The following is a 20,808-nucleotide window of genomic DNA, read 5'->3' on the forward strand; positions in this document are numbered from 1 at the left end:
TAATAAGATCAAAATATGAAATAGGAGCTTATCAAGTGCGGTTACATCCAATCTACATTTTACGTATTACAGGACTGTTAGACGGTATTTCGTTGTTGGTATTACTAGGTATTGCAATGCCCTTGAAATATATTTGGGGAATCGAGCAAGCCGTAACGATTGTAGGAAGCATTCACGGGGGGATTTTCTGTCTATATGCTGCAGCGATTCTATATGCAGCAATACGAGTCAGGTGGAACCTGCTGTGGTCGGCTGCCGCGCTGCTCGCAGCTTTCATACCTTTGGGCAACTTCTTGCTGGATAGGAAACTAAAGAAGGCGCAAGCCAGCTATAGCGTTAAGCCTGTTAGCCATGCCCTGCTCGTGTACAGCATCGTGTTTTTTTCGTTCTTCGATTTATTCTCGCAGCTGCCGGTCATGAGTACCTTTGCGACTTCCGTCGGCGCCAGCTCGTTTATTGTAGGCTTTGTCATCGGGCTGTATTCGTTATCCAATACGCTGGGCAATATTTTATCCGGCATTATGACCGACAAGATCGGGCCTTTCAAAATTCTCATGGCAGGATTGCTTCTGACCAGCATCGCTCTGCTGCTGTATCATTTCGTCGATCAGCCCGCATTCCTGATCGCCGTGCGAATCCTGCATGGGTTTGTCGCCGGGTTGATCGTTCCAGCCGCTTTCACATTCTCTGCGAATACGACGACGAACGAGCAGCAAGGGAAGAAAGTCGCCTTTACCGGTACATTCGTAGGACTAGCCGCTATTATCGGGCCTGCTTTCAGCGGAATTATGGCAAGCAAGACCTCCGTACCCTTCGTCTTTACATGCGTCGCTATTATGGGGCTGCTGCTTGCCTTCCTGTCAGCCGTTTTTCTTGGCAAGTATAAGATTGCGAAGAAAGAGAAGGACGCTGCAGTCGTTCATTCATCAAGCCTGCTCTTCAATGCAGGTGTAATAAAGGCTTACGGCGGCGCCTTCTTCTTGATGTTCTCACAAGGCGCGATCGCGTATTTGCTGCCATTGCATGTTCAGACACTTGGCTATGATTCGAGATTAAGCGGCACCTTGATGAGCACCTTCGGGATCATTGCCGTTCTCATATTCGTGCTACCTACGAATCGCATATTCGATCGGGTTGCCCCTTCAAGAACGATGGCCATCGGAATTGGTTTGATGGGTTTAAGTCAGCTGGTCATTAGCCAATCGACGACGACATTAACGCTTTACATTGTTTTAGGCTTGTATGGCGTAGGCTTTGCCTTCTTGTTCCCCTCGATCAATACGATGCTGATCAAGGCCACGCCTGCAGAGCTGCGCGGAAAAGCTTACGGTTATTTCTACGCCTTCTTCTCTCTGGGTGTCGTAGCCGGATCTTCCGTATTGGGCTGGCTGCCCTTCAACATCATCGAAGGGTTCTCCTTCACGGGAATCATCCTCCTGCTGTTCGCTGTTTTCGTTGCCTTCAACAAGGAAAGAGAGCATGCGTTGAATCATTGAACCCCCGATTAAGCCGAGCGTAAGTTGATACAGAACGTAAGAGCCTGAGGAAAAAGGGATTCCCTTCATTCCTCAGGCTCTTACGTTTCATTTTATGCAATTTCCACTACATTAACTCGCTTCTTCCTCGCCCTCACTGAACTGGCTGTTGTACAGGCTTTCGTAGAAGCCTCCTTGTTCTAACAGCTCATCATGCGTGCCTTGCTCGATAATATCGCCATCCTTCATCACAAAGATGAGGTCGGCATCGCGAATCGTTGACAGACGATGAGCAATCACGAAGCTCGTGCGTCCCTTCATCAGATTCGCCATCGCTTTCTGGATCAGAATCTCGGTACGGGTGTCAACCGAGCTGGTCGCTTCATCCAAGATCAGAATCTGCGGATTGGACAAGATCGCACGTGCGATCGTAAGCAGCTGTTTCTGGCCTTGCGACACATTGCTTGCTTCTTCGTTAAGCACCATGTCATAGCCGTCAGGCAGCGTCCGAATGAAGTGATCAACCTGAGCAGCCTTAGCCGCTGCGTAGAGCTCTTCATCGGTTGCTTCAAGCTTTCCGTAGCGGATATTCTCCTTAATGGTATTGTTATACAACCAAGTATCCTGCAGCACCATTCCGAACATCGACCGCAAGTCGTTGCGAGCGAAGTCGCGAATGTCGGTGCCATCGATCATGATTGAACCCTCTTGAATATCGTAGAAGCGCATTAACAGCTTAATGATCGTAGACTTGCCGGCACCTGTAGGTCCAACGATAGCGACCTTCTGTCCAGGTTGAACGCTTGCTGTAAAGTTATTAATAACGGGCTTCTCCGGATCGTATCCAAAATGAACATTTTCAAATCGAACGGCACCTTTCACACGCGAAGGATCTGCCGGCGTTGCCGAATCTGCAGGCTCTTCCTCTTCAGCCAAGAATTCGAATACGCGCTCAGCAGCCGCTACTGTCTGCTGCAGAACGTTTGAGATGTTCGCAACCTGTGCAATCGGCTGCGTAAACTGGCGCATATATTGGATGAAGGCTTGGATATCACCGACAGAGATTCGGCCATTCACAGCCAAGTATCCACCGAGAATACAGATCGCTACGTACCCTAGATTGCCGATAAAGCTCATAATCGGCATCATCATTCCCGATAGGAATTGCGACTTCCAGGCGGAGCTATACAGCTTCTCATTATGCACATCAAACTTCTTGAGCGACTCTTCCTCCCCATTGAACGCCTTCATCACCGTATGGCTGCCATACATCTCTTCAATATGTCCATTGACATGTCCGAGAGATTCTTGCTGGGCAACAAAGTGCTTCTGCGACTTCTTCACGACCAGCATAATGAAGATAAAGGACATCGGCAGCACGCAGAGCGCGACTAACGTCATCTGCCAGCTGATCGTGAACATCATGATCATGATCCCGATTATGCTTGTAACCGAGGTAATGATCTGAGTCAAGCTTTGATTCAAGCTCTGGCTGATCGCATCGACGTCATTCGTGATATGCGACAACACTTCACCGTAATTACGTTTATCAAAATACTTCAATGGCAGCTTATGAATCTTCTTCGAGATATCGCGTCTCAGATTATAAGTCACCTTCATCGCGACATTAGACATGATATAACCTTGAATGTAAGCAAACAGTGCACTGATGATGTAGAGAATAACTAAGATGAGCATAATCTGACTTACATATCCAAAGTCAATGCCGTCACCTGTACCCGAGATCATATTCATGACGCCTTCGAATACTTTGGTTGTCGCTTCACCGAGTATCTTAGGTCCTAGTATATTGAATATCGTAGATCCGATAGCAAAGACGATGACGAGTGTTACCGCAACCTTATATTGACCCAAGTAAGAAATCAGCTTCTTAAAGGTTCCTTTAAAGTCCTTCGCCTTCTCGCCAGGCATCATCATCCCCGGCCCGCCCGGTCCGCCGCCCATCGGCCCGCCGTTCTTCGGTTTTCTAAACTTGGAGGCTTTCTCACTCATTGCAATTCCTCCTTCGAAAGCTGGGATGAAGCAATCTCCAGGTATGTCGGGCAGCTCTGAAGCAGTTCTTCATGCGTACCGCTTCCGACAATCTTACCTTCATTCAATACAATGATTTGTTCCGCATGGCGAATCGTACTAACGCGCTGCGCGACGATAAGAACGGTGCTATCTCCTGTATATTTCTTCAAAGCCTGCCTGAGCGCAGTATCGGTCTTATAGTCAAGCGCGGAGAAGCTGTCATCAAAGATATAGATTGGAGCCTTCTTCACAAGTGCACGTGCAATCGATAAACGCTGCTTCTGACCGCCGGACACATTCGCGCCGCCTTCTGATATCTTCTTCTCAAAGCCGTCCTCATCCTTGAGAATGAAGTCTGTGGCTTGAGCAATTTCAGCAGCCAGATGCACTTCCTCATCGGAAGCTTCTTTCTTACCATAGCGCAGATTGCTTGCAATCGTGCCTGACATCAGCACACCCTTCTGAGCCACATAACCAATCTGATCGTGCAGATCATGCTGTGTGACATCTTTTACATTAACACCGTTGACTATAATTTCACCTGACGTGACATCATAGAAGCGAGGAATCAAGTTAATCAGCGTGGATTTACCTGAACCTGTAGAACCGATAAATGCTGTTGTTTCCCCAGGCTTCGCAGTGAATGTAATATTGGTCAGCACATCCTCCGGCGCATCCTGATAATGAAAGCTGACATCTCGAAACTCAACAATGCCTGACATGTCGGACTTAAACGGCTTCGTCTGAGCAGGATCTTCAATAGAAGACTTCGTTGACAGCACTTCTGCGATACGCTGCGCAGATACCGAAGCACGCGGTACCATAATGAACATCATCGAGATCATTAAGAATGACATAATGATTTGCATGGCATATTGCATAAACGCCATCATATCCCCTACTTGCATCGCAGATACAGCGATCTGCTTAGCACCGACCCATACAATCAGCAAAGTAATAAGGTTCATGATAAGCATCATAACCGGCATCATGAACACCATGACGCGGCTTACGAATAAGTTCGTTTTCGTCAAATCTTGGTTGGCATGGTCAAAACGTTTCTTCTCAAATTCCTGTGTGCTGAATGCACGTACAACCATAAGTCCGCTCAAATTTTCTCTCGAAACGAGATTTAATTTATCAATGAGCTTCTGCATGATCTTGAACTTTGGCATCGCGACATAGAATACAACCCCGATTAACATAATGAGCAAGGCAACTGCCAAGCCGATAATCCAGGTCATGGAGCTATTCTCCCTCAGTACCATGATGACGCCGCCTACCCCTAAGATCGGAGCGTAGAACAAGATACGGATACCCATGACAATGAGTGTCTGAACCTGCGTAATATCGTTTGTCGTACGCGTAATAAGAGATGAAGTCGAGAACTTATCAAACTCATTGCTCGAGAAGCTTTCAATCTTACTGAACACATCACGACGAAGCTTCTTGGCCACTCCAGCTGCAACTCGCGCAGATAGATATCCGACACCAATCGTTGCGATAGCTCCACCTAAGGCGATCAGAAGCATGATGAATCCTGTATTCATAATATACTTGCTCTGAATCTTGCCTACATCCATGCCCAGTTCGCCATACAATAGCTTCACGAAAGCTGTTCCCGTCTGAACCTGCATGGCAGGATCCATCAGATTAGCAGCTGCGATTGCCTCATCCAGCTTCTCGGCAGGAAGCTGCTGGACCACTGGTGTCAAAGCGTACAGCTCTTTGAAATCTATATTGGACATATCCATCTTTTTAGCAGGTGCAGCTTGATCGCTTGAAGAGGCCGCCAACTGCTTCGAAACTTCGATGAAGGTTGAAGCGGCTCTACCGAAGATCGGATTCAATTCGTCCATGCTGCTATTGTCCGCATCCTTTAAAAGGTATACATTGTGACTTTCCAGCAAGGGATACTTATCGAGATAATTCTCATCCCCTGCTTTGATCAGCGAGTAATGCTGCTCGACAATCGCTTTGTCCTGCTCCTTCATTAAGGAGGTCATCAGCCTGAAGCCGTCCTCGCTGATCGCTTCAGGTACTGCACTTTCAATACCGCTTTGCTGAATACCCTTGTTGACAATGTCGGACATGTAATTCGGCAGATTCAGATCCGCCATCGCTTGCCCAAACAATAAAGCAATCGATACAATGAGCATTACCATGAAGGGCTTCAAATATTTTGCGAGTTTAACCATGACATGTTCCTTTCCTTTCTAATCGTGAAGTAAAGATCGAAATTGATGATCAGATGAGCTTATTCGGATTGGCATGATTAGGATTGACGGCTCTTCATGTCGCCGATAATCTCGTAAAGGCGCGTGCATAGGGTGATAAACTGCTCCGTTTCCTCATGTCCAAGCCGAGCTACAAGTTCATTGGTATAGGATAAGAAAGCATTCTTGGCTTTCTTTAATGCGGCCTCGCCTTCAACATCGAGCGTTAAATATACAACACGCCGGTCATTTTTAGTCGTGACACGCTTCACATAACCTTTCTCCTCTAAACCATTGATCATCTGCGAGACGGAAGGCATCGTAATGTGCAAGATCTCGCTCAATTCAGATACTTTAATACCTGGAGGAGCAAGCTGCTCCTGTTCATCGGAGCTTCTGCACTGCATTCGGCTATTGATAATTTCCAGTACATGAAATTCGCGGTGGGGAATAATGTCATCCATTTGATGCTTAGACGACACACGTCTTATTTGGGCCATAACTTCAATCAGACGTTTGCCTTGACTGTTCTCCTGATCCATGGTTTGCCTCCCTCCGATTCTTATCCCATTAATTAGATCACCTATTAATTAGTTTAACTATTAGTTAGTCTACCTAAATATATGCACAAAGTAAAGTAAATACATATACGCAATCAGGATTCCACTGGTTCCACCAGACGTTTTGTATGGCGGGAGCAGAATACTGAGATAAATAATTGGCTATAAAAAAAATCCACGATCAGTAATAAACCGTGGACTTGCATTTCTTTTTTTTTATAACAATAAAGCTATCTCAAACTCTTCCCTCGTATTCCCTTCCGCGGACCAGGGGAAACGCTTTCCTCCCGATTGCCCCTACCCACTCTGAATCTGCTCGCATATAGGAGGTTACCAGCCCGCGCCGACGGTTCGGGGACAAGTTGGGACCGCTGCTGTGGATCGTGCAGCTGTGGTGAAAAGCGCACCACCCGGCAGGAACTTCCGCCGGAACCGCTTGATTCGGGTCAAAGTCGCGCACATGCAGAAATCCGTCATTCTCCCTGTGATGCTCCAGAACCCCGCGCTTATGCGAGCCGGGGACGTAACGAACGCAGCCGTTCTCGATCGTCGCATCGTCAAGCGCCGTCCAGCAGTTAACGAGTGCGGGAGGACTGATCTGCGTCCAATACCCGGAATCCTGATGCCAGGAAACAGGCGAACCGTGATGCGCCGGCTTCATCAGGGTTTGGTCTCCGAACAGCTTGATATCCGATGTGCCGAGCAATTGCTCGACAATATCGAGTATTTGGGGATTGCGGGCATGCCTGGCTATGGTTTCATCGTAAGAAGAGGCATCCATAATCTGCCACACCTTATTTAGCTTGGATTCCTGCTTCAACTTCTCTGCATCGGCCTCCAGCCGGATCCCGACTCGCGCCGACAACGGATCTTCCCCCGAGGCCAGCGCATCGATCCTGCTGCGCAGAGCAGCCAGTTCGTCCTCTGTCAGGAGCGGACCGATGACTAAAAATCCGTTTTCTTGAAACTGTTCCAGCTGCTCTTTACTTAATCCCATCGCGCATCCTCCCTATTCTATGAACGAAGCTCCTTCAAAACGGATTCGATGATCTCCAGCGTAACGTCGATATCCTCGTCGGTATGGCTGTACCCGATATGATTGCGTTTCAAATTCATCGGCAGCTTGAAGATTCCATTCTCATTCAGTTTGCGGCGGTAGCTGAGATACATCGAGGCATCGTTATGCTGTAAATCGCCGTAATGCTTCGGTTCAAAGTCCATGAAATACGTCGTCCAGACCGAACCGAAGCCGGCTACGAACGCCTTGATGCCTAACCGTTCATGGATCTCGCGGATTCCGGCGCGCATCCGATCCCCCAATCGGAAGATCCGTTCATGCACCGGCTCATTCTCCATCAGCTCAATGGTTGCAATGGATGCGGCCGTGCCGACGGCATGCCCGTTGTATGTTCCTGCGAACCAGACGTCACCGCCCGGATTCGTATTGAACCGCTCCATATAAGGCTTCCTTCCGGCGATTGCGGCGATCGGGTAACCGTTGGCCATCGCTTTGCCCATCGTTGTCAAATCGGGGGTTACGCCGGCCACCAGCTGAAATCCGCCGATGTCATGGCGAAAGCCCGTTATGACTTCGTCGAAGATCAGCAGCGTTCCGTTAGCCGAACAAAGCTCCCGCAATCCTTGAAGGAAGCCCGGCTGGGGTAGCACGCAGCCTATATTATGGGGAATCGGCTCGACGATCAGGGCGGCGATCTCCCCCTTGTTCTCCCGGAAGGTCCGCTCGACATCGTCCAAATCGTTGAACGTACAAACCAGCGTATGATCGACAGCCTCGTCAAGCATGCCTGCAGAACCGGGGTCGCGTTTGCCGATCATTTCCCACGCGCTTAACATGTTGCGTGCTGCATAATCGTGCCAGCCATGGTAGCAGCCTTGAAATTTGATCAGCTTCTTCCGCCCCGTAACGGCTCGGGACAACCGGATTGCATGGTAAGTCGCTTCCGATCCCGAGTTGCAGAAGAGCACCTGCTCGGAGGAGGGGACATGCTTGCAGATGAGGCGTGCGCATTCCACTTCCAAATCGGTACAGCCGACCCCGTACAGATCCGTCCTGCCGATCGCTTCAATGACCTTTGCATTGACGTATGGATGATTATGCCCGAGTATGAACGGGCCGAAGGCCGCCTGATAATCGATATATTTCCTGCCGTCCGCATCATAGATATAGGCACCCTGCGCTTTTACGAATACAGGGAAAGGATCGACGCTGCGTATAGAAGTATGAACGCCGCCTGGCGTATATTTCTTCGATTCCTCGTATATTTGCACATTACGTGACATGGCCATCCGCCTCCCATGCTAGCACTTCATGAAATCTGTTCAGCCCTTGATCGACCCGACAAGCATCCCCTTAATAAAATACCTTTGCAGGAACGGATAAATCATCATAACCGGTAAAACCGTAATCATCGTGATCGCCATCTTGAGCCCTTCGGGCGTTACCGTATTGGCGGTCGGATTCGCTGCCGACGACTGCATAAGACTGGCGTTATTCGCATTCGATAGGGTCTGGTATAGCACATATTGCAGGGTGAACAATTCGGGATTCATGGCGTTGTACAGCTGCGTATCCATAAAATTGTTCCACTGCCCAACCGCCGAGAACAGCACCATTGCGGCAATAACCGGCAAACATAGCGGGAATATAACGCGCCAGAATACCGTAAGATCGTTCGCTCCATCAACGACGGCCGCTTCTTCCAAAGAGTCCGGCAAGCTTTCGATGTACGTTTTGATTAATATCATGCTGAATACGCTGATGGCCGTAGGGATGATATATACGTAAAAGGACTTCGACAAATGAAGCTGAACAATCAACACATACAAAGGAATGAGCCCGCTTGAAAAATACATCGTAAAAACGAAAAATTTTCTCCAAAACCGCACGCCCAGAAAATCGTTCCTTGTTAGACAGTACGCGGCCATAGAGGTAACGAAAATCATCAGCGCGGGACCAAGCACCGTCCTGCCAACGGAAATAAGAATGCTGCGAAAAACAGCCGGGTCCTGGAACGCTCTAATATACGCCTCAACCGTAAAACCCGCCGGGAGCATAATCAGCCCTTGCGGCAGCTTGCTCGGCTCGCTTAACGAATAGCTGGCGATATACAGAAACGGAAAAAACATCATAATGCCGATCACCGTAAGCAGCAGGTAATTCGCGATCTCGAAATGCCAGTCGATAAGGGTTCTCTTCCCCATATCCGCCCTCCTCACTAGAGCAGCGATTTGTTCGTCACCTTCTTGGAAAGTGCGTTGGCGCCGATAACCAGAAGCAGGCTAATGATCGTTTTAATGATCCCGACCGCAGTCGCATAAGGGAAATTGCCAAGCGTCAAGCCAAATTTGTATATATACATATCTAAGACTTCCATTGTCTCCCAGTTGGTCGGATTCGTGAACAGATAGAACAGCTCAAAATCGGAATTCAGCACCCAACCGACATTCATGATAAGCAGAATGATAAGCGTCGGCATTAAATTTGGAATGGTGATGTACCAAATTTTCCCGAACCGTCCGGCTCCGTCAATTGCCGCCGCTTCGTACTGCTCCGATGGGATTGACGCGATCGAGGCGAGGTAAATCACCCCGTTGTACCCCAAATACTTCCACCCCATCACAAAGATGATGAGCACCCAGGAATAAGCTTTATCCCCCAGGACATTAATGCCCTGCTCAATAATCCCATGCTTGATCAGCGTAACGTTGATTGCTCCGGTCGATTCCGCCATCAGAGCGTGAATAATCGCATATACAATGACCCACGATACGAAAAAGGGAAAGAAGGAGACCGTTTGAATGATCTTCTTGAACCAGGAATGACGCACCTCATTCAGAAGAATTGCGAAGATCATCGCTACCGTAAGATTCAAGACAATAACCGATATGTTCATGACCAAGGTATTGCGAATCAAGTAGATATAATCGGCGCTTTCCAAGAAAAACATCTTGAAATAATCGAGCCCCGCCCACGGTACCTTCCATAAGCTGATGCCAATTTGGTAATTTTTAAAAGCGATCAGCCAACCGGCTAACGGGATATAGTGAAATACGAAAATTAAAATAATCGCCGGCATGATCATAAGAAATAAATACTTTTGCCGATACGCCTTTTTTAGCCGCTTATGACGATTGCTTTGCAGTTTCACCGCGGCTTCCATGGCCGGCTGCTCCGCCGCCTGCATGGCTCCAGGTCCTCCCTTCCGGTACATGGGAATCGAGAAAAAAAGGGAATTTACGATAGGTCCTCATAAACTCCCCGCGATGAATTAATTCTTAAACTTTTTCACAATTTCCAGCTGCTCCTTTAGAAGCTCATTGTACTTATCGACAACCTTCTGCGGGTTGAGAGCTTGATATTGTTCAATTACTGCTTGCCAGTTTGCTTCGAATTCCGCATCCGATTTGGACCGGATCAGATTAGCCGAGCTTTTGATCCGAAGCTCCACCATCTTCTGAGAAGTCAATCCTTCCGGACTGGCCGGATCGATAATCACGCCGCTTGCCAGGCCGGTCGGAGCCGGAACGCCATTCTTCAAATACCAATCCCTCGAGTTCTCCCAGCCCATGGCTTTGTAGGTTTCGGCTACCGGTGCGGTCAAAGTAAATTCATCGTGAACATTGATATCGCTTAGCAAACTATACGGTTGACCGTCTTTGGCCGAGGCAGCCTTGAATCCGAGGATGTTGAAGAAACCGAAGCCCTGCTTCGCCATATAATCGACGTCTTCCTTATATCCCTTCTTGAACTCGTCGGTAAGGACCCGTTTGCCGTCCACTTTCTTGTAGTGCATCCCTTCTATGCCGGACTGAAGAAGAAGCTGTCCTTCCTCCGAGGAAATCCAGTCCACCAGTTCAAATATCCGCTTGGGATCTTTCGCTTCTTTCGTAATCATGATCGAATCGAATGGACGGACGGTTTCCAAACGCAAATTTTTCTTCTGGCCCTCTTCGACCATGGTATTCGTTTGAATGGGCAGCTGGACATACTCCAGTTCCGGATGTCCGGCTTTCTCCAGCGTATTGTTCACAACATCCTTGGCCCACATGGTATAGTAGAAAGCAAGCGCTTGACCGGATTTGATCTTCTCCAATACTTGATTGTACGTATCCGTAAAGCTTTCATTGTCTAGCAGCCCTTCCTGGTACAGCTTATTGAAGAATTGTATCGACTCTTTCGTGTACGGGTTAAGGAGCATGTCTTCGAATTTTTGTTCCTTGATGTTAAAGACAACGCCCTCGTTGCCGATCGCGATATATTTGTCGCCTTTCTCATAAAGAATAGGCAGAATGCCCGCCATTCCCCATGATTCGGCGAATGGCGCCACGACGCCGAGCGTCTTCTTCCCGTTGGTCGTCGGTTGCGCCGCAATCGCCTTCTTGAGAAACGCAATATAAGAATCGGTGCTGAGCAGCTTCGGATAGCCCTGCTCCTTCAACACGTCGATTCGAACGGCAATGTCATTGCATTCGCAAAAATTGTTGACGTCCTGCGGAACAGCCATCTCCCACTTGTACAGCTTGCCGTCATTGGCCGGCATCCTCCAGTAAGAGATCAGCTCCTGGAAGGAGTCCTTGAAATAAGTTGAATTTTCCACAAAATCGTCTAATGGCAATGCCGCCCCTGCGCTTATATATTTCATCACCAAATCTTGTCGTTCCACCCGCAAAATTTCCGGATAATCGCCCGAAGCGAGCATCATGTTCAACTTATCCCGATAATTGCCGGTGTAAGGAATGAGTTCAAAAACGATATTGAATTTATCCTTTATCACCTTACCGATCGGTGTTTCGTCACTCTTCTTCACGATGGGATTGGCTGCGGAGGACAACACTTTAATCGTGTACAGCTCTTGAGAAGAGGAATCCCCGGGTTTTTGACCCGCATTACCGGTGTCCGATCCGCCGGAACAAGCTGTGACCACTAACAGTAGAACGCCGGCGGCAATAGCCGTTACCTTTTTGAGTACAGTCACGCCCAAAACCTCCATTTCTGATCATCATCTTTCCCCGTGCAAAGGGCGTTATATCCGGGTAATCTGCTCGGCGTAGGAGGAGGCTTTCCGGAAATCCGGCATCTCCATGCTCTTCCCGCCGTTCATCGCGGATAGCTCGGAGAGCAGCGCTACTGCCGTCCATTCGCAAGCATCGTATACGTCGATCGCAGGCTTTTGCAGCCCCTTAACCGCATGGACGAAATCCTCAACGATGAAGAAATCACCTCCCCAGTGTCCTGCTGCCTTCTGCTCTTCCGTTACGTTCTTGTACCGCTCAGGCAAATACGCATTATAATCGCTCAACGGCCGCCACTTGGCATGATCCGGATGCTCGCTGTCGGATTCAAACCATACTTTATGCTGGTCTCCGAGTCCACGAGGCGCTTCGAAGCAGCCCTTCGTTCCTTGGAGCGTATAGTAGCTCATATTATGCGGGCGCTTGGAAATGCAATCGATTCGCAGCTTGATCAGCTTCCCGCTCTCCATCTGGCACAGCGTAATCGAGGTGTCTTCCTGGCGAAAACGGTTATCCGTATGCCAACCGGTTCCATAACAGGAAACGGAACGAATACGATCCCCCTCGAACCATTGCATCACGGGCCCAAGGCTGTGAGTCGGATAAAAGGCGCCGCGTTTGCCAAGCTGCCAGTAATTGCGCCAGGTCGCCTTCGTGCCTTCCGCCGCTCCACTGCGGTTGTGGCGGAACGCAAGACTTCGGATATCGTGCAGATACTCGCCTTCGCCGAAATACACCTCGCCGAACAGCCCCTGTTTCACCATGCTCAAGATCAGTTGGTTTTGCGGGATATAGCAATAGTTTTCCGCCATCATATAGACGCTTCCCGTTGATTCCACGGTTTCTTTCAGCCACCATAATTCGTCCATGGAGACACCGGCGGTTACCTCGCTCAACACATGTTTGCCCGATTGCAGGGCCAATATCGTTTGGGGCACATGCAGCTGCATCGGCGTTGCAACGACCACCGCATCGATATCCGAAGCCAGCATGTCTTCATAAATGCGATAAGTACGCGGTATGCCGTGTTTGGCGGCGGTCTCCCTACAATAGTCTCCGTCCAAATCGCAAAGCGCCACCACTTCCGTATCCGGCAAGCTTTTGAATCCTTGGAGCGTACTAAGCCCCCTCGCGCCTACGATACCGACTTTTATGGCCATTTTCCTTCCCCCTATGAAGTGGTAGTGGATATGACAATGCATGTCATGCGTTCAATATTCAGATCCCATTTCATCCTATTGAGCTTGAAAGCGATTTATTCTATATGATGTTTCCCACCCACCAGTCATATTTCTAAACACCGTTCCGTATAATGAATACCCATAGCCCCAATATGCAATTATCCGATCAGGCGAATACTAATTTCTCATATATGGAGGTATACGGATGGCGCAAGGCACGAAAGAGTATTCCGTCCCGGCTTTAGAGAAGGCCATTGCCATTCTCAACGCATTGGCCGCAAGTGAGCTCTCCATTAGTGATTTGCACTCGCAGCTGAAGCTTCCCAAGACAACCACCTTTGTCATCCTCAACACATTAGAGCAGCATGAGATCATCCGCAAAACGCCAGAAGGCAAATACCGCCTAGGCCCCGGTGTCCTGCGCTGGGGAAACCGGTATTTCGACTCCATGGATATGGTCCAAATCGCCCGCCCGCACTTAGAGCGGTTAGTTGAGGAAAAGCCGTATACGTGCCACTTAGCCGTGCTGATCGGGGACAAACCGGTATATTGCGATAAAGTGGAAGGTAGCGGCTTCGTCAGATTCGCAACCATGATCGGCCAAAGCCAGCCATTACACCAATCAAGCGTAGGCAAGGCATTGGCTGCAGGTTTATCCGATGACGACATCAGGTCACTGTTACCTGACGCCATGGATGCCTCCACCGGCAAAAGCATCCGTTCCATCGAGAAGTTTTTGGAGGAAGTTCAGTTTGTGCGGGAGAATGGCTTCGCCATCGAAGACGAGGAATTCGAGGAGGGCGTTCGCTGCATCGGGGCTCCGATTCGCAATTATACCGGCAATATCGTCGCTTCCCTTAGCATCACGGCTTTGAGCAAGGATTTGCCGGCTGTGAAATTCATGGTCATCGGCGAAGAGGTCAAACAGACGGCCGCGCTCATTTCCCGCGACCTCGGTTATAACGGCGGAAACATCCGCCACTCTGTCACGGAAACGAAGTCGATGGGGAACAAGCCGTGAAGGGCAGCCCTATCGGCGTATCTCTGCATTCTGGTCGATTTGGTCATTCGCGTTTAAAGGGTAAAGCGAGAAGACAAGTAGAAGACCGTGAAGGTAAATAAAGCGAGACGCGAGGCTTTAGGCAGCCTGCGTCCCGCTCTAATCATCGAGCTAGTTTTAAATTCTCCTTCTACTCAAACTTGACCGACCCCTCTCCCGAATCCTTAATCGATAGTGTTCACTACTCCTTCAAAGAACCGATCATAACTCCCTTCACAAAATGTTTCTGAACAAACGGATATATGATGAGAACGGGTAAGGAAGCGACTACGATTAAAGAATATTTCAACAACTGGGTCAGGTATGCTTTCTGAGCCATCTGCTCCACATCGCCCATCATCGTGGGGTCGAATTCATTCTGGACCAGTAAGTTTTTCAATATAAGCTGCAGAGGGTATAGCCCTTGATCCCGCAAATAGATTAAGGCTCCGAAATAAGAATTCCAATGACCGACGGCATAAAACAAGGCCATGACCGCAATAATCGGCCCTGATAGCGGCACAACAATTTTCCATAGAAAACGCAAGTTGCGGCAGCCGTCGATTTGCGCAGCCTCCAGCAGCTCGTCGGAAATCGTCGTCCGGAAATAGGTGCGGGTGATGATTACATTAAATACGGCCAGCGCGCCAGGAATTATCATTGCCCACCGGGTATCAAGCATACCCAACTGCTTCACTAACAAATACGTCGGAATGAGTCCGCCGTTAAAGAGCATCGTAAAAACAAACAGAAACATAAAAAATTGACGGCCCATAAAATCTTTGCGGGAAAGCGGATAAGCGGCCATAATCGTTAAAATCACATTAATCGTTGTACCCACAACAGCATAGAATAAGGAATTGGCGTATCCCGACCAGACAAGACCGTAATTAAAAACGGTTTTGTAGCCCTCCAAGCTAAAATCAACAGGGAATAACCAAACCCTGCCGGAAATAATGGCTTGAGGCGAGCTGAAGGATGCGCTCAACACATGCAGCAGCGGAAATAAAACCGTTGCCAGAAGCAACGATAACACCGAATAATTGATGATCGTAAATAGACGATCTCCACGAGATTCTTTTATTGCATGTTCCATCCCTATCACCCTTTACCACAAACTTTCATTCCCGATTCTTTTGGCCGTATAGTTAACCGTAATGAGCAATATAAACGCAACAACGGATTTAAACAGCCCAATCGCCGCAGCATATGAATAATTGGGCAATGCGGATACTAACCCTACTTTGTAGACATACGTATCGATAACTTCGGCGGATTCCATATTCAGAGGAGTCTGCATCAGCAGCACTTTTTCAAATCCGGCATTAAGGATACTCCCCATGCTCAATATAAGTAAAATAATGGCCACCGGCATAATCCCGGGCAAGTCGATATGCCAAATGCGGCGCAGCTTGCTAGCGCCGTCCATCACTGCTGCTTCATGCAGCGATGGGCTGACACCCGATAATGCTGCCAAATAAATGATGCAGCTATAACCGATATTCTGCCAAATATCCGACCATACATAGATGGATTTAAACCAAGAGGCCTCAGCCATGAAATGAACGGGAGTGATTCCTACGGCTTGCAGCAGCGCGTTGATGGGACCACGCGGCTCCAGCGCTACCAGCATAATGCCGACCATAACGACGGCTGAAATAAAGTGCGGCGCGTAGGTGACCATCTGCACGAACTTCTTGAAGCGCTGGTTCATCACATAATTCAAACTTAGCGCCAATAGAATTGGAAAGGGAAAGCCCGCAATCAAATGATATAAGCTGAGCTCCAGCGTATTTTTCATTACCCGCCAAAATTCATAGGATTCAAAAAAACGGATAAAATGATCAAAACCGATCCATGGGCTTCCAGTGATGCCTTTTACCGGAGAAAATTGCTTAAAAGCAATTTGTATGCCGTAAATCGGGATATATTGAAAAACGATGATATAGAGCAGCGGCAAAGCAAACAACGCGTATAGCTCCCAATTGTTGAATGTCCTTCTCCATAGAGACTTCAACGTTCTTCCTCCTTGATGATAGAGGGAGGCTTGCGCCTCCCTTACCCTTTATTTTTTCGCGTCGAAAGCCTCTTGATAGATTTCCAAATAACGTTTTACATTAAGTTTATCTAACGTTTGGACGTAGGAATCCCACTCTTTCTCGAGGTCAGCTTTTCCGGTAATAAATTTAGCCTTCATCTCATCCACATAATTTGTAATTGTCTTTTCCAGCTCGGCCAATTCGGCCGATTGCGCCTCCGAGAAGAAAAGCGTGGGGACGACTTCGCTGATTTTCGGTATATAAGGTTCATAGTTTTTGTTCGTTTCGGCAAATAACACCTGTTCAATATCTCCAGGTTCAACGCTCATGCTCAAACGAAAATCATTGTCTTGAAAAGACGGCCCGGTCCCCTTCCAATCATCGTTCTGAATATTTCCATATTTGTAAAGTATAGTCCATCGGGCAGGTTTGCCATTGATCCCAATCTCTCCATCCTTTGCCCAGCGCCAATCTTTATCAGGTATACCATTTGTAGAGCGAAACGTAACTTCCTCACTGAACATCGCATCCGCCCATTTGAGAGCAACCTCCGGGTGCTTGGCTTGATTGGTAATGATAAACTCCGTGGGGCGAGTAACAGGTGAAGGCATATACAAGGATGTGCGTTTGCCTTCCGGACCTTGCAGCGCCGGGATGGTTACATAATCTTTACCGCGTGTTGTGAAACTACAGATCATGCAGCCTCCCGGAACCGCGCCTAAGATTGGCGTATCCGGGTTTTCTCCGAGCTTCGTCAGCTGATCCCCGTTTTGCGTGAACGATTCCGGTGCAATCAATCCTTCGGCATAAAGCTTGTGCATATACTTCAAGCCTTCCTTGAATGCCGGTTTATTGTATGGAATTTCAATCTTGCCGTTCGCCACGTATTTATCGGAATAAATAAATGGGTTCATCAGGAAGCCGTCTACCGCTCCAAACCATGTTTTCGGCGCACCGGCGAGCGAAATTTCATCTGGCTTGCCGTTGCCGTTCGGATCTTTTTCTTTAAACGCTTTCAACATTTCGTAAAATTGCTCCGTCGTTTGCGGAACATCGATTTGCAGCTTATCCAGCCATGGTTTATATACCCACATTTTTTGGGACATTGTACAGTGATAACATTCGTTCACCTGAGGCAGGGCATAAATATAGCCGTCCGGCGTAGTAATCGTTTCTTTAACAATCGGCATTTTTTCAAACACTTTTTTGATTTCGTACCCATGCTTATCGATCAAATCGTTAAGCGGCAGAAACATGCCTTGATTGCCGTACACCATCAATTGCGCCAGCGTAACGGGGCTGTCCATAATGACATCCGGCAGCTCTCCGCTAGAGAGGATCAGATTAAGCTTTTCCTGCGCGCTGTCTGCCGGCATGACTTCCCATTCAACATGTACATTTGTTTTCTCTTCCATCCATTTGGTGAATTCATTCGTTTCAAAGTTCTCTACCAGTGAATTAGAAGGTACCAGTACTTTCAACGTTACTTTCTCATTGACAATTGGAAACTGGCCGGGGGCGGACACCTGCAGCTCCACATCATCCTCTTTTTTCTGTTCCCCTTGTCCCGATCCGGCATTGCTGCAAGCGTTTACAATCATGAAACATAATAACAAGACCAACAATCCTAACCGGTTCATTCGTTTCATTCGAATCGACCTCCCTATGATTGACGCAGAAGCTCACGCATCTGCTGGGACAAATACTAATGCGCTTACATAAATTCGTAAATCTGCAATAATTAAAACCCGTGCAATCTTTAAAAAAAGCGGTACAGCAAATCTGTACCGCCCTGCTTTTTTCAATTCAGATTGCGATATGCACTCGGGGACATGCCGTAAAGCCGCTTGAAAGCACGTCCGAAAGTATTCGCCGATTGATAACCAATTGTCTCTGCGATTTCCTGAATGGCAAACGTTTTGTCTGTCAGCAATCCTTTTGCTTTTTCCATACGCAGCTGTTCCACATAACTAAAAAAATTATCGTTTTTGTATTCTTTGAACAACTGGGATAAATAAACATCAGAAATATTAAACCGATCCGCGACATGCGAAAGACTCATCTCGGAACGGCAGTATGCCTCCTGCAAATAGTTGCACACTTCCTCAATAAGTTCGGTATGCCGATTGGCCTTACGAGCATGGATTTGCTCACACATTGCGGACAGTTGTTCCGCCAATTGCCGATAGAATCGCTCCAATTCAGACACCGATGCCAGCTGCTCCAGCTCATATGTTTTTAAGCCCTTTTCCAAGGGTGCTTGTACGTCCATTAGATCGCCTAGCTTAATCATGGTACCCTGCAATTCCAGCAAGAAGAACTTCATCATTGAAATGGACAGCGTTCGCTGCTGCATGTTTTCCTTATGCAGCTGCGCCAGCAAGTTGTTCAACTCCTGTGTGCTGCCGTCCCGCACAAAATTCATCAGACGCAGCTGCAGCTCTGCCGGGTAATGATAAGCAACATGCGGCGGCATCATTTCATAATACATAACCGATATTTGATTTCGTTGCCTCTTATTCCATTCAAGAGCTTCATTCGCTTCGGCAAACGAATGGACAAGCTCCGTCAGCTTGTGATAGGTACGTCCAACCGAGATGATTTGGCTGACGCCGGATTGGCGCATCGCCATATGCAGCTTATGAACATTCTGCGCCGTCTCCGGCTGCATGACCATCATGACCGCCATTTTATCCTCGCTAATATCATGCCATAAGGCTTTTCCGGCAAAATATTGTTCCAGCGCCTCTTTCGCAAAAATACGTTTAACCTCTATATCATGAAGCATGGTTTCATCCGGCACATAATCCATCGCATTCAAATCGATGACTGCCACCGCAAACGCGTCCCCGGGCAACACGCAATGATAATGCTCCATCTGCGTCCGAATCTCTTGCTCCGTTGAAATGCCACCCTGCAATAAACGATGGAGTAAATTAAACCTGAGCAGCGGTTGCTGCTTGTCCACCTTATCTTGCAGAACCTCATTATTATGTATAATCGTAGAAACCGTATTTTGCATCTGTCCGAACATATCCCGAGTCTCTGCGCCTTCTTCGATTTTCCCGCTCAACGCGAACCATAGCTGACGGATCGGCTGACTCGTCCGATAGGCCAGCAATATCGCGACGATCAAACCAAATAACAGCGCGATAACAAAGCTTATCCAGATTACTTTTTGTAAATCATACATCTTGGCCATAACTAATGCTTTGGGCTGTACGACAACATATTTCCAGCCGTTCGTATTTGAAGTCATATACGTCACTAGCATGTTATCATTCGCTAATTGCAGATTCTCTGTTCCTCTTTCTCCATTCATAGACAGTAGTGCCGGCAGTTGTTCGGGCGCCTCTGCAGATGACGCAATCATTCGTCCTTCAGCATCGGTAATGAAAGCCCATCCTCCATAGGATGTATCGAGAGAATACAGCATTTGACGTATGGCTTTATCATCAATGAGCAGCAGGACCGCCCCGTAATGACGGTACGGCATTCCTAATGAATGAACAAGCGTAAGCATCGTTTGGTGTTCATCTTCATTGGATTGCATCATCGGGATATAGGTATAATTATGAAATGCCTTCACATATTTTTCGATCCACTCTTGATATTCGATTTGCTGATGCGGCAATAGGTCTTCAAAAAAATAGGAAAAGCTTGAAACGACATTCGGCCCAATCACCAATTCGCTGTTTTGATATAAAATATAGTAATCGCTTATAAAATTATTGTATAACTTAAAGTCATACAGGTTTTTTTGAGTGACATAAACATCAAACATGCTGTTTCCTTGTAGGGGATTTTTCTCGAATGCCAAATATTTAATTTTGGTATCGCTTTCAATTTGCTGAATGATCATTTTCACTTCTTCAAAGCGCTGATCCAGCACACGTTTGCTTTGATCCAGCACACGGAAGTTTTCATTGATTAATTGCCGCTCCATCGTATCAAAGGTTTGCTGCTGAAAATAAAGTCCTATGCCGAGTGATATCAGCAATATAGCCGCATACGGCACAAAAAAACGCAATGTAATGCTCCGCTTCAACTCTACTTGACCCCCTGGCTCTTTAAAATCATATTCCTTAATGTAACACATCTTTATATATTTAAAAATCAATTGCCCGATCTGTTCCTCGCTTATCTCCCGCATAGCAGGCACTGACGGAATTATAGGCTGCATATCAGTACTTACCGCTAAAAACAAAAAAAGCCTTATACCAAGGCTTTT

At 47.6% G+C, this 20,808-nt stretch carries 15 protein-coding genes; 2 read left to right on the plus strand and 13 right to left on the minus strand.

The genetic code is table 11. From position 1 onward, the window contains the following. Positions 1 to 35 precede the first annotated feature (35 nt). Positions 36 to 1,496 carry an MFS transporter gene (locus L1F29_RS23830; protein WP_258384533.1) on the plus strand — a complete coding sequence of 487 codons (1,461 nt, stop codon included), beginning with the start codon at positions 36 to 38 and terminating at the stop codon, positions 1,494 to 1,496. Between the two features lie 111 nt (positions 1,497 to 1,607). On the opposite strand, the gene L1F29_RS23835 is transcribed toward L1F29_RS23830, so the two are convergent. From L1F29_RS23835 to L1F29_RS23875, 9 genes are all read right to left on the minus strand, one after another. Then, positions 1,608 to 3,488 (minus strand): ABC transporter ATP-binding protein, encoded by a 1,881-nt coding sequence (locus L1F29_RS23835; RefSeq protein ID WP_258384534.1) that lies wholly within the window; start codon positions 3,486 to 3,488, stop codon positions 1,608 to 1,610. After that, positions 3,485 to 5,707, minus strand: coding sequence for an ABC transporter ATP-binding protein (locus tag L1F29_RS23840; protein ID WP_258384535.1), 2,223 nt, complete (start codon positions 5,705 to 5,707; stop codon positions 3,485 to 3,487). Before L1F29_RS23840 ends, L1F29_RS23835 begins: the two co-directional genes overlap by 4 nt. A 77-nt stretch (positions 5,708 to 5,784) precedes the next feature. Then, positions 5,785 to 6,267, minus strand: a complete 483-nt coding sequence (locus L1F29_RS23845; RefSeq protein ID WP_258384536.1) for a MarR family winged helix-turn-helix transcriptional regulator — start codon at positions 6,265 to 6,267, stop codon at positions 5,785 to 5,787. A gap of 253 nt (positions 6,268 to 6,520) precedes the next feature. Beyond that, positions 6,521 to 7,282 (minus strand): phytanoyl-CoA dioxygenase family protein, encoded by a 762-nt coding sequence (locus tag L1F29_RS23850; RefSeq protein WP_258384537.1) that lies wholly within the window; start codon positions 7,280 to 7,282, stop codon positions 6,521 to 6,523. Between the two features lie 17 nt (positions 7,283 to 7,299). Next, positions 7,300 to 8,586, minus strand: a complete 1,287-nt coding sequence (locus tag L1F29_RS23855; protein ID WP_258384538.1) for an aspartate aminotransferase family protein — start codon at positions 8,584 to 8,586, stop codon at positions 7,300 to 7,302. Positions 8,587 to 8,625: 39 nt separating this feature from the next. Further along, positions 8,626 to 9,507, minus strand: coding sequence for a carbohydrate ABC transporter permease (locus L1F29_RS23860; RefSeq protein WP_258384539.1), 882 nt, complete (start codon positions 9,505 to 9,507; stop codon positions 8,626 to 8,628). A 14-nt stretch (positions 9,508 to 9,521) separates the two neighbouring features. Then, positions 9,522 to 10,490: an ABC transporter permease gene (locus tag L1F29_RS23865; protein ID WP_258384540.1), complete on the minus strand. Its 969-nt coding sequence runs from the start codon at positions 10,488 to 10,490 to the stop codon at positions 9,522 to 9,524. Between the two features lie 84 nt (positions 10,491 to 10,574). Beyond that, positions 10,575 to 12,281: an extracellular solute-binding protein gene (locus L1F29_RS23870; RefSeq protein ID WP_258384541.1), complete on the minus strand. Its 1,707-nt coding sequence runs from the start codon at positions 12,279 to 12,281 to the stop codon at positions 10,575 to 10,577. Between the two features lie 48 nt (positions 12,282 to 12,329). Further along, entirely contained in the window at positions 12,330 to 13,478 is a 1,149-nt protein-coding gene (locus L1F29_RS23875; RefSeq protein WP_258384542.1) for a Gfo/Idh/MocA family protein, read from the minus strand. Positions 13,479 to 13,704: 226 nt separating this feature from the next. On the opposite strand from L1F29_RS23875, the gene L1F29_RS23880 reads away from it, so the two are divergent. After that, complete coding sequence (locus L1F29_RS23880) at positions 13,705 to 14,520, plus strand: IclR family transcriptional regulator (protein ID WP_258384543.1); 816 nt, start codon at positions 13,705 to 13,707, stop codon at positions 14,518 to 14,520. Positions 14,521 to 14,740: 220 nt separating this feature from the next. Here the strand turns inward: L1F29_RS23880 and L1F29_RS23885 are convergent, their stop codons facing one another. The 4 genes from L1F29_RS23885 to L1F29_RS23900 all read right to left on the minus strand — a co-directional run bounded on the left by L1F29_RS23885 (position 14,741) and on the right by L1F29_RS23900 (position 20,784). Next, on the minus strand, positions 14,741 to 15,634 hold the full coding sequence (locus L1F29_RS23885; RefSeq protein WP_258384544.1) for a carbohydrate ABC transporter permease: 894 nt from the start codon (positions 15,632 to 15,634) through the stop codon (positions 14,741 to 14,743). 12 nt (positions 15,635 to 15,646) lie between these two features. Continuing rightward, positions 15,647 to 16,555, minus strand: a complete 909-nt coding sequence (locus tag L1F29_RS23890) for an ABC transporter permease (RefSeq protein WP_258384545.1) — start codon at positions 16,553 to 16,555, stop codon at positions 15,647 to 15,649. Positions 16,556 to 16,603: 48 nt separating this feature from the next. Beyond that, positions 16,604 to 18,226, minus strand: coding sequence for an ABC transporter substrate-binding protein (locus L1F29_RS23895; protein ID WP_258384546.1), 1,623 nt, complete (start codon positions 18,224 to 18,226; stop codon positions 16,604 to 16,606). Positions 18,227 to 18,378: 152 nt separating this feature from the next. Next, positions 18,379 to 20,784 carry a helix-turn-helix domain-containing protein gene (locus L1F29_RS23900; RefSeq protein ID WP_258384547.1) on the minus strand — a complete coding sequence of 802 codons (2,406 nt, stop codon included), beginning with the start codon at positions 20,782 to 20,784 and terminating at the stop codon, positions 18,379 to 18,381. Positions 20,785 to 20,808: the final 24 nt, after the last annotated feature.

Origin of the sequence: Paenibacillus spongiae (assembly GCF_024734895.1) — a bacterium.
In the GTDB taxonomy this organism is placed as follows: Bacteria; Bacillota; Bacilli; order Paenibacillales; family Paenibacillaceae; genus Paenibacillus_Z; species Paenibacillus_Z spongiae.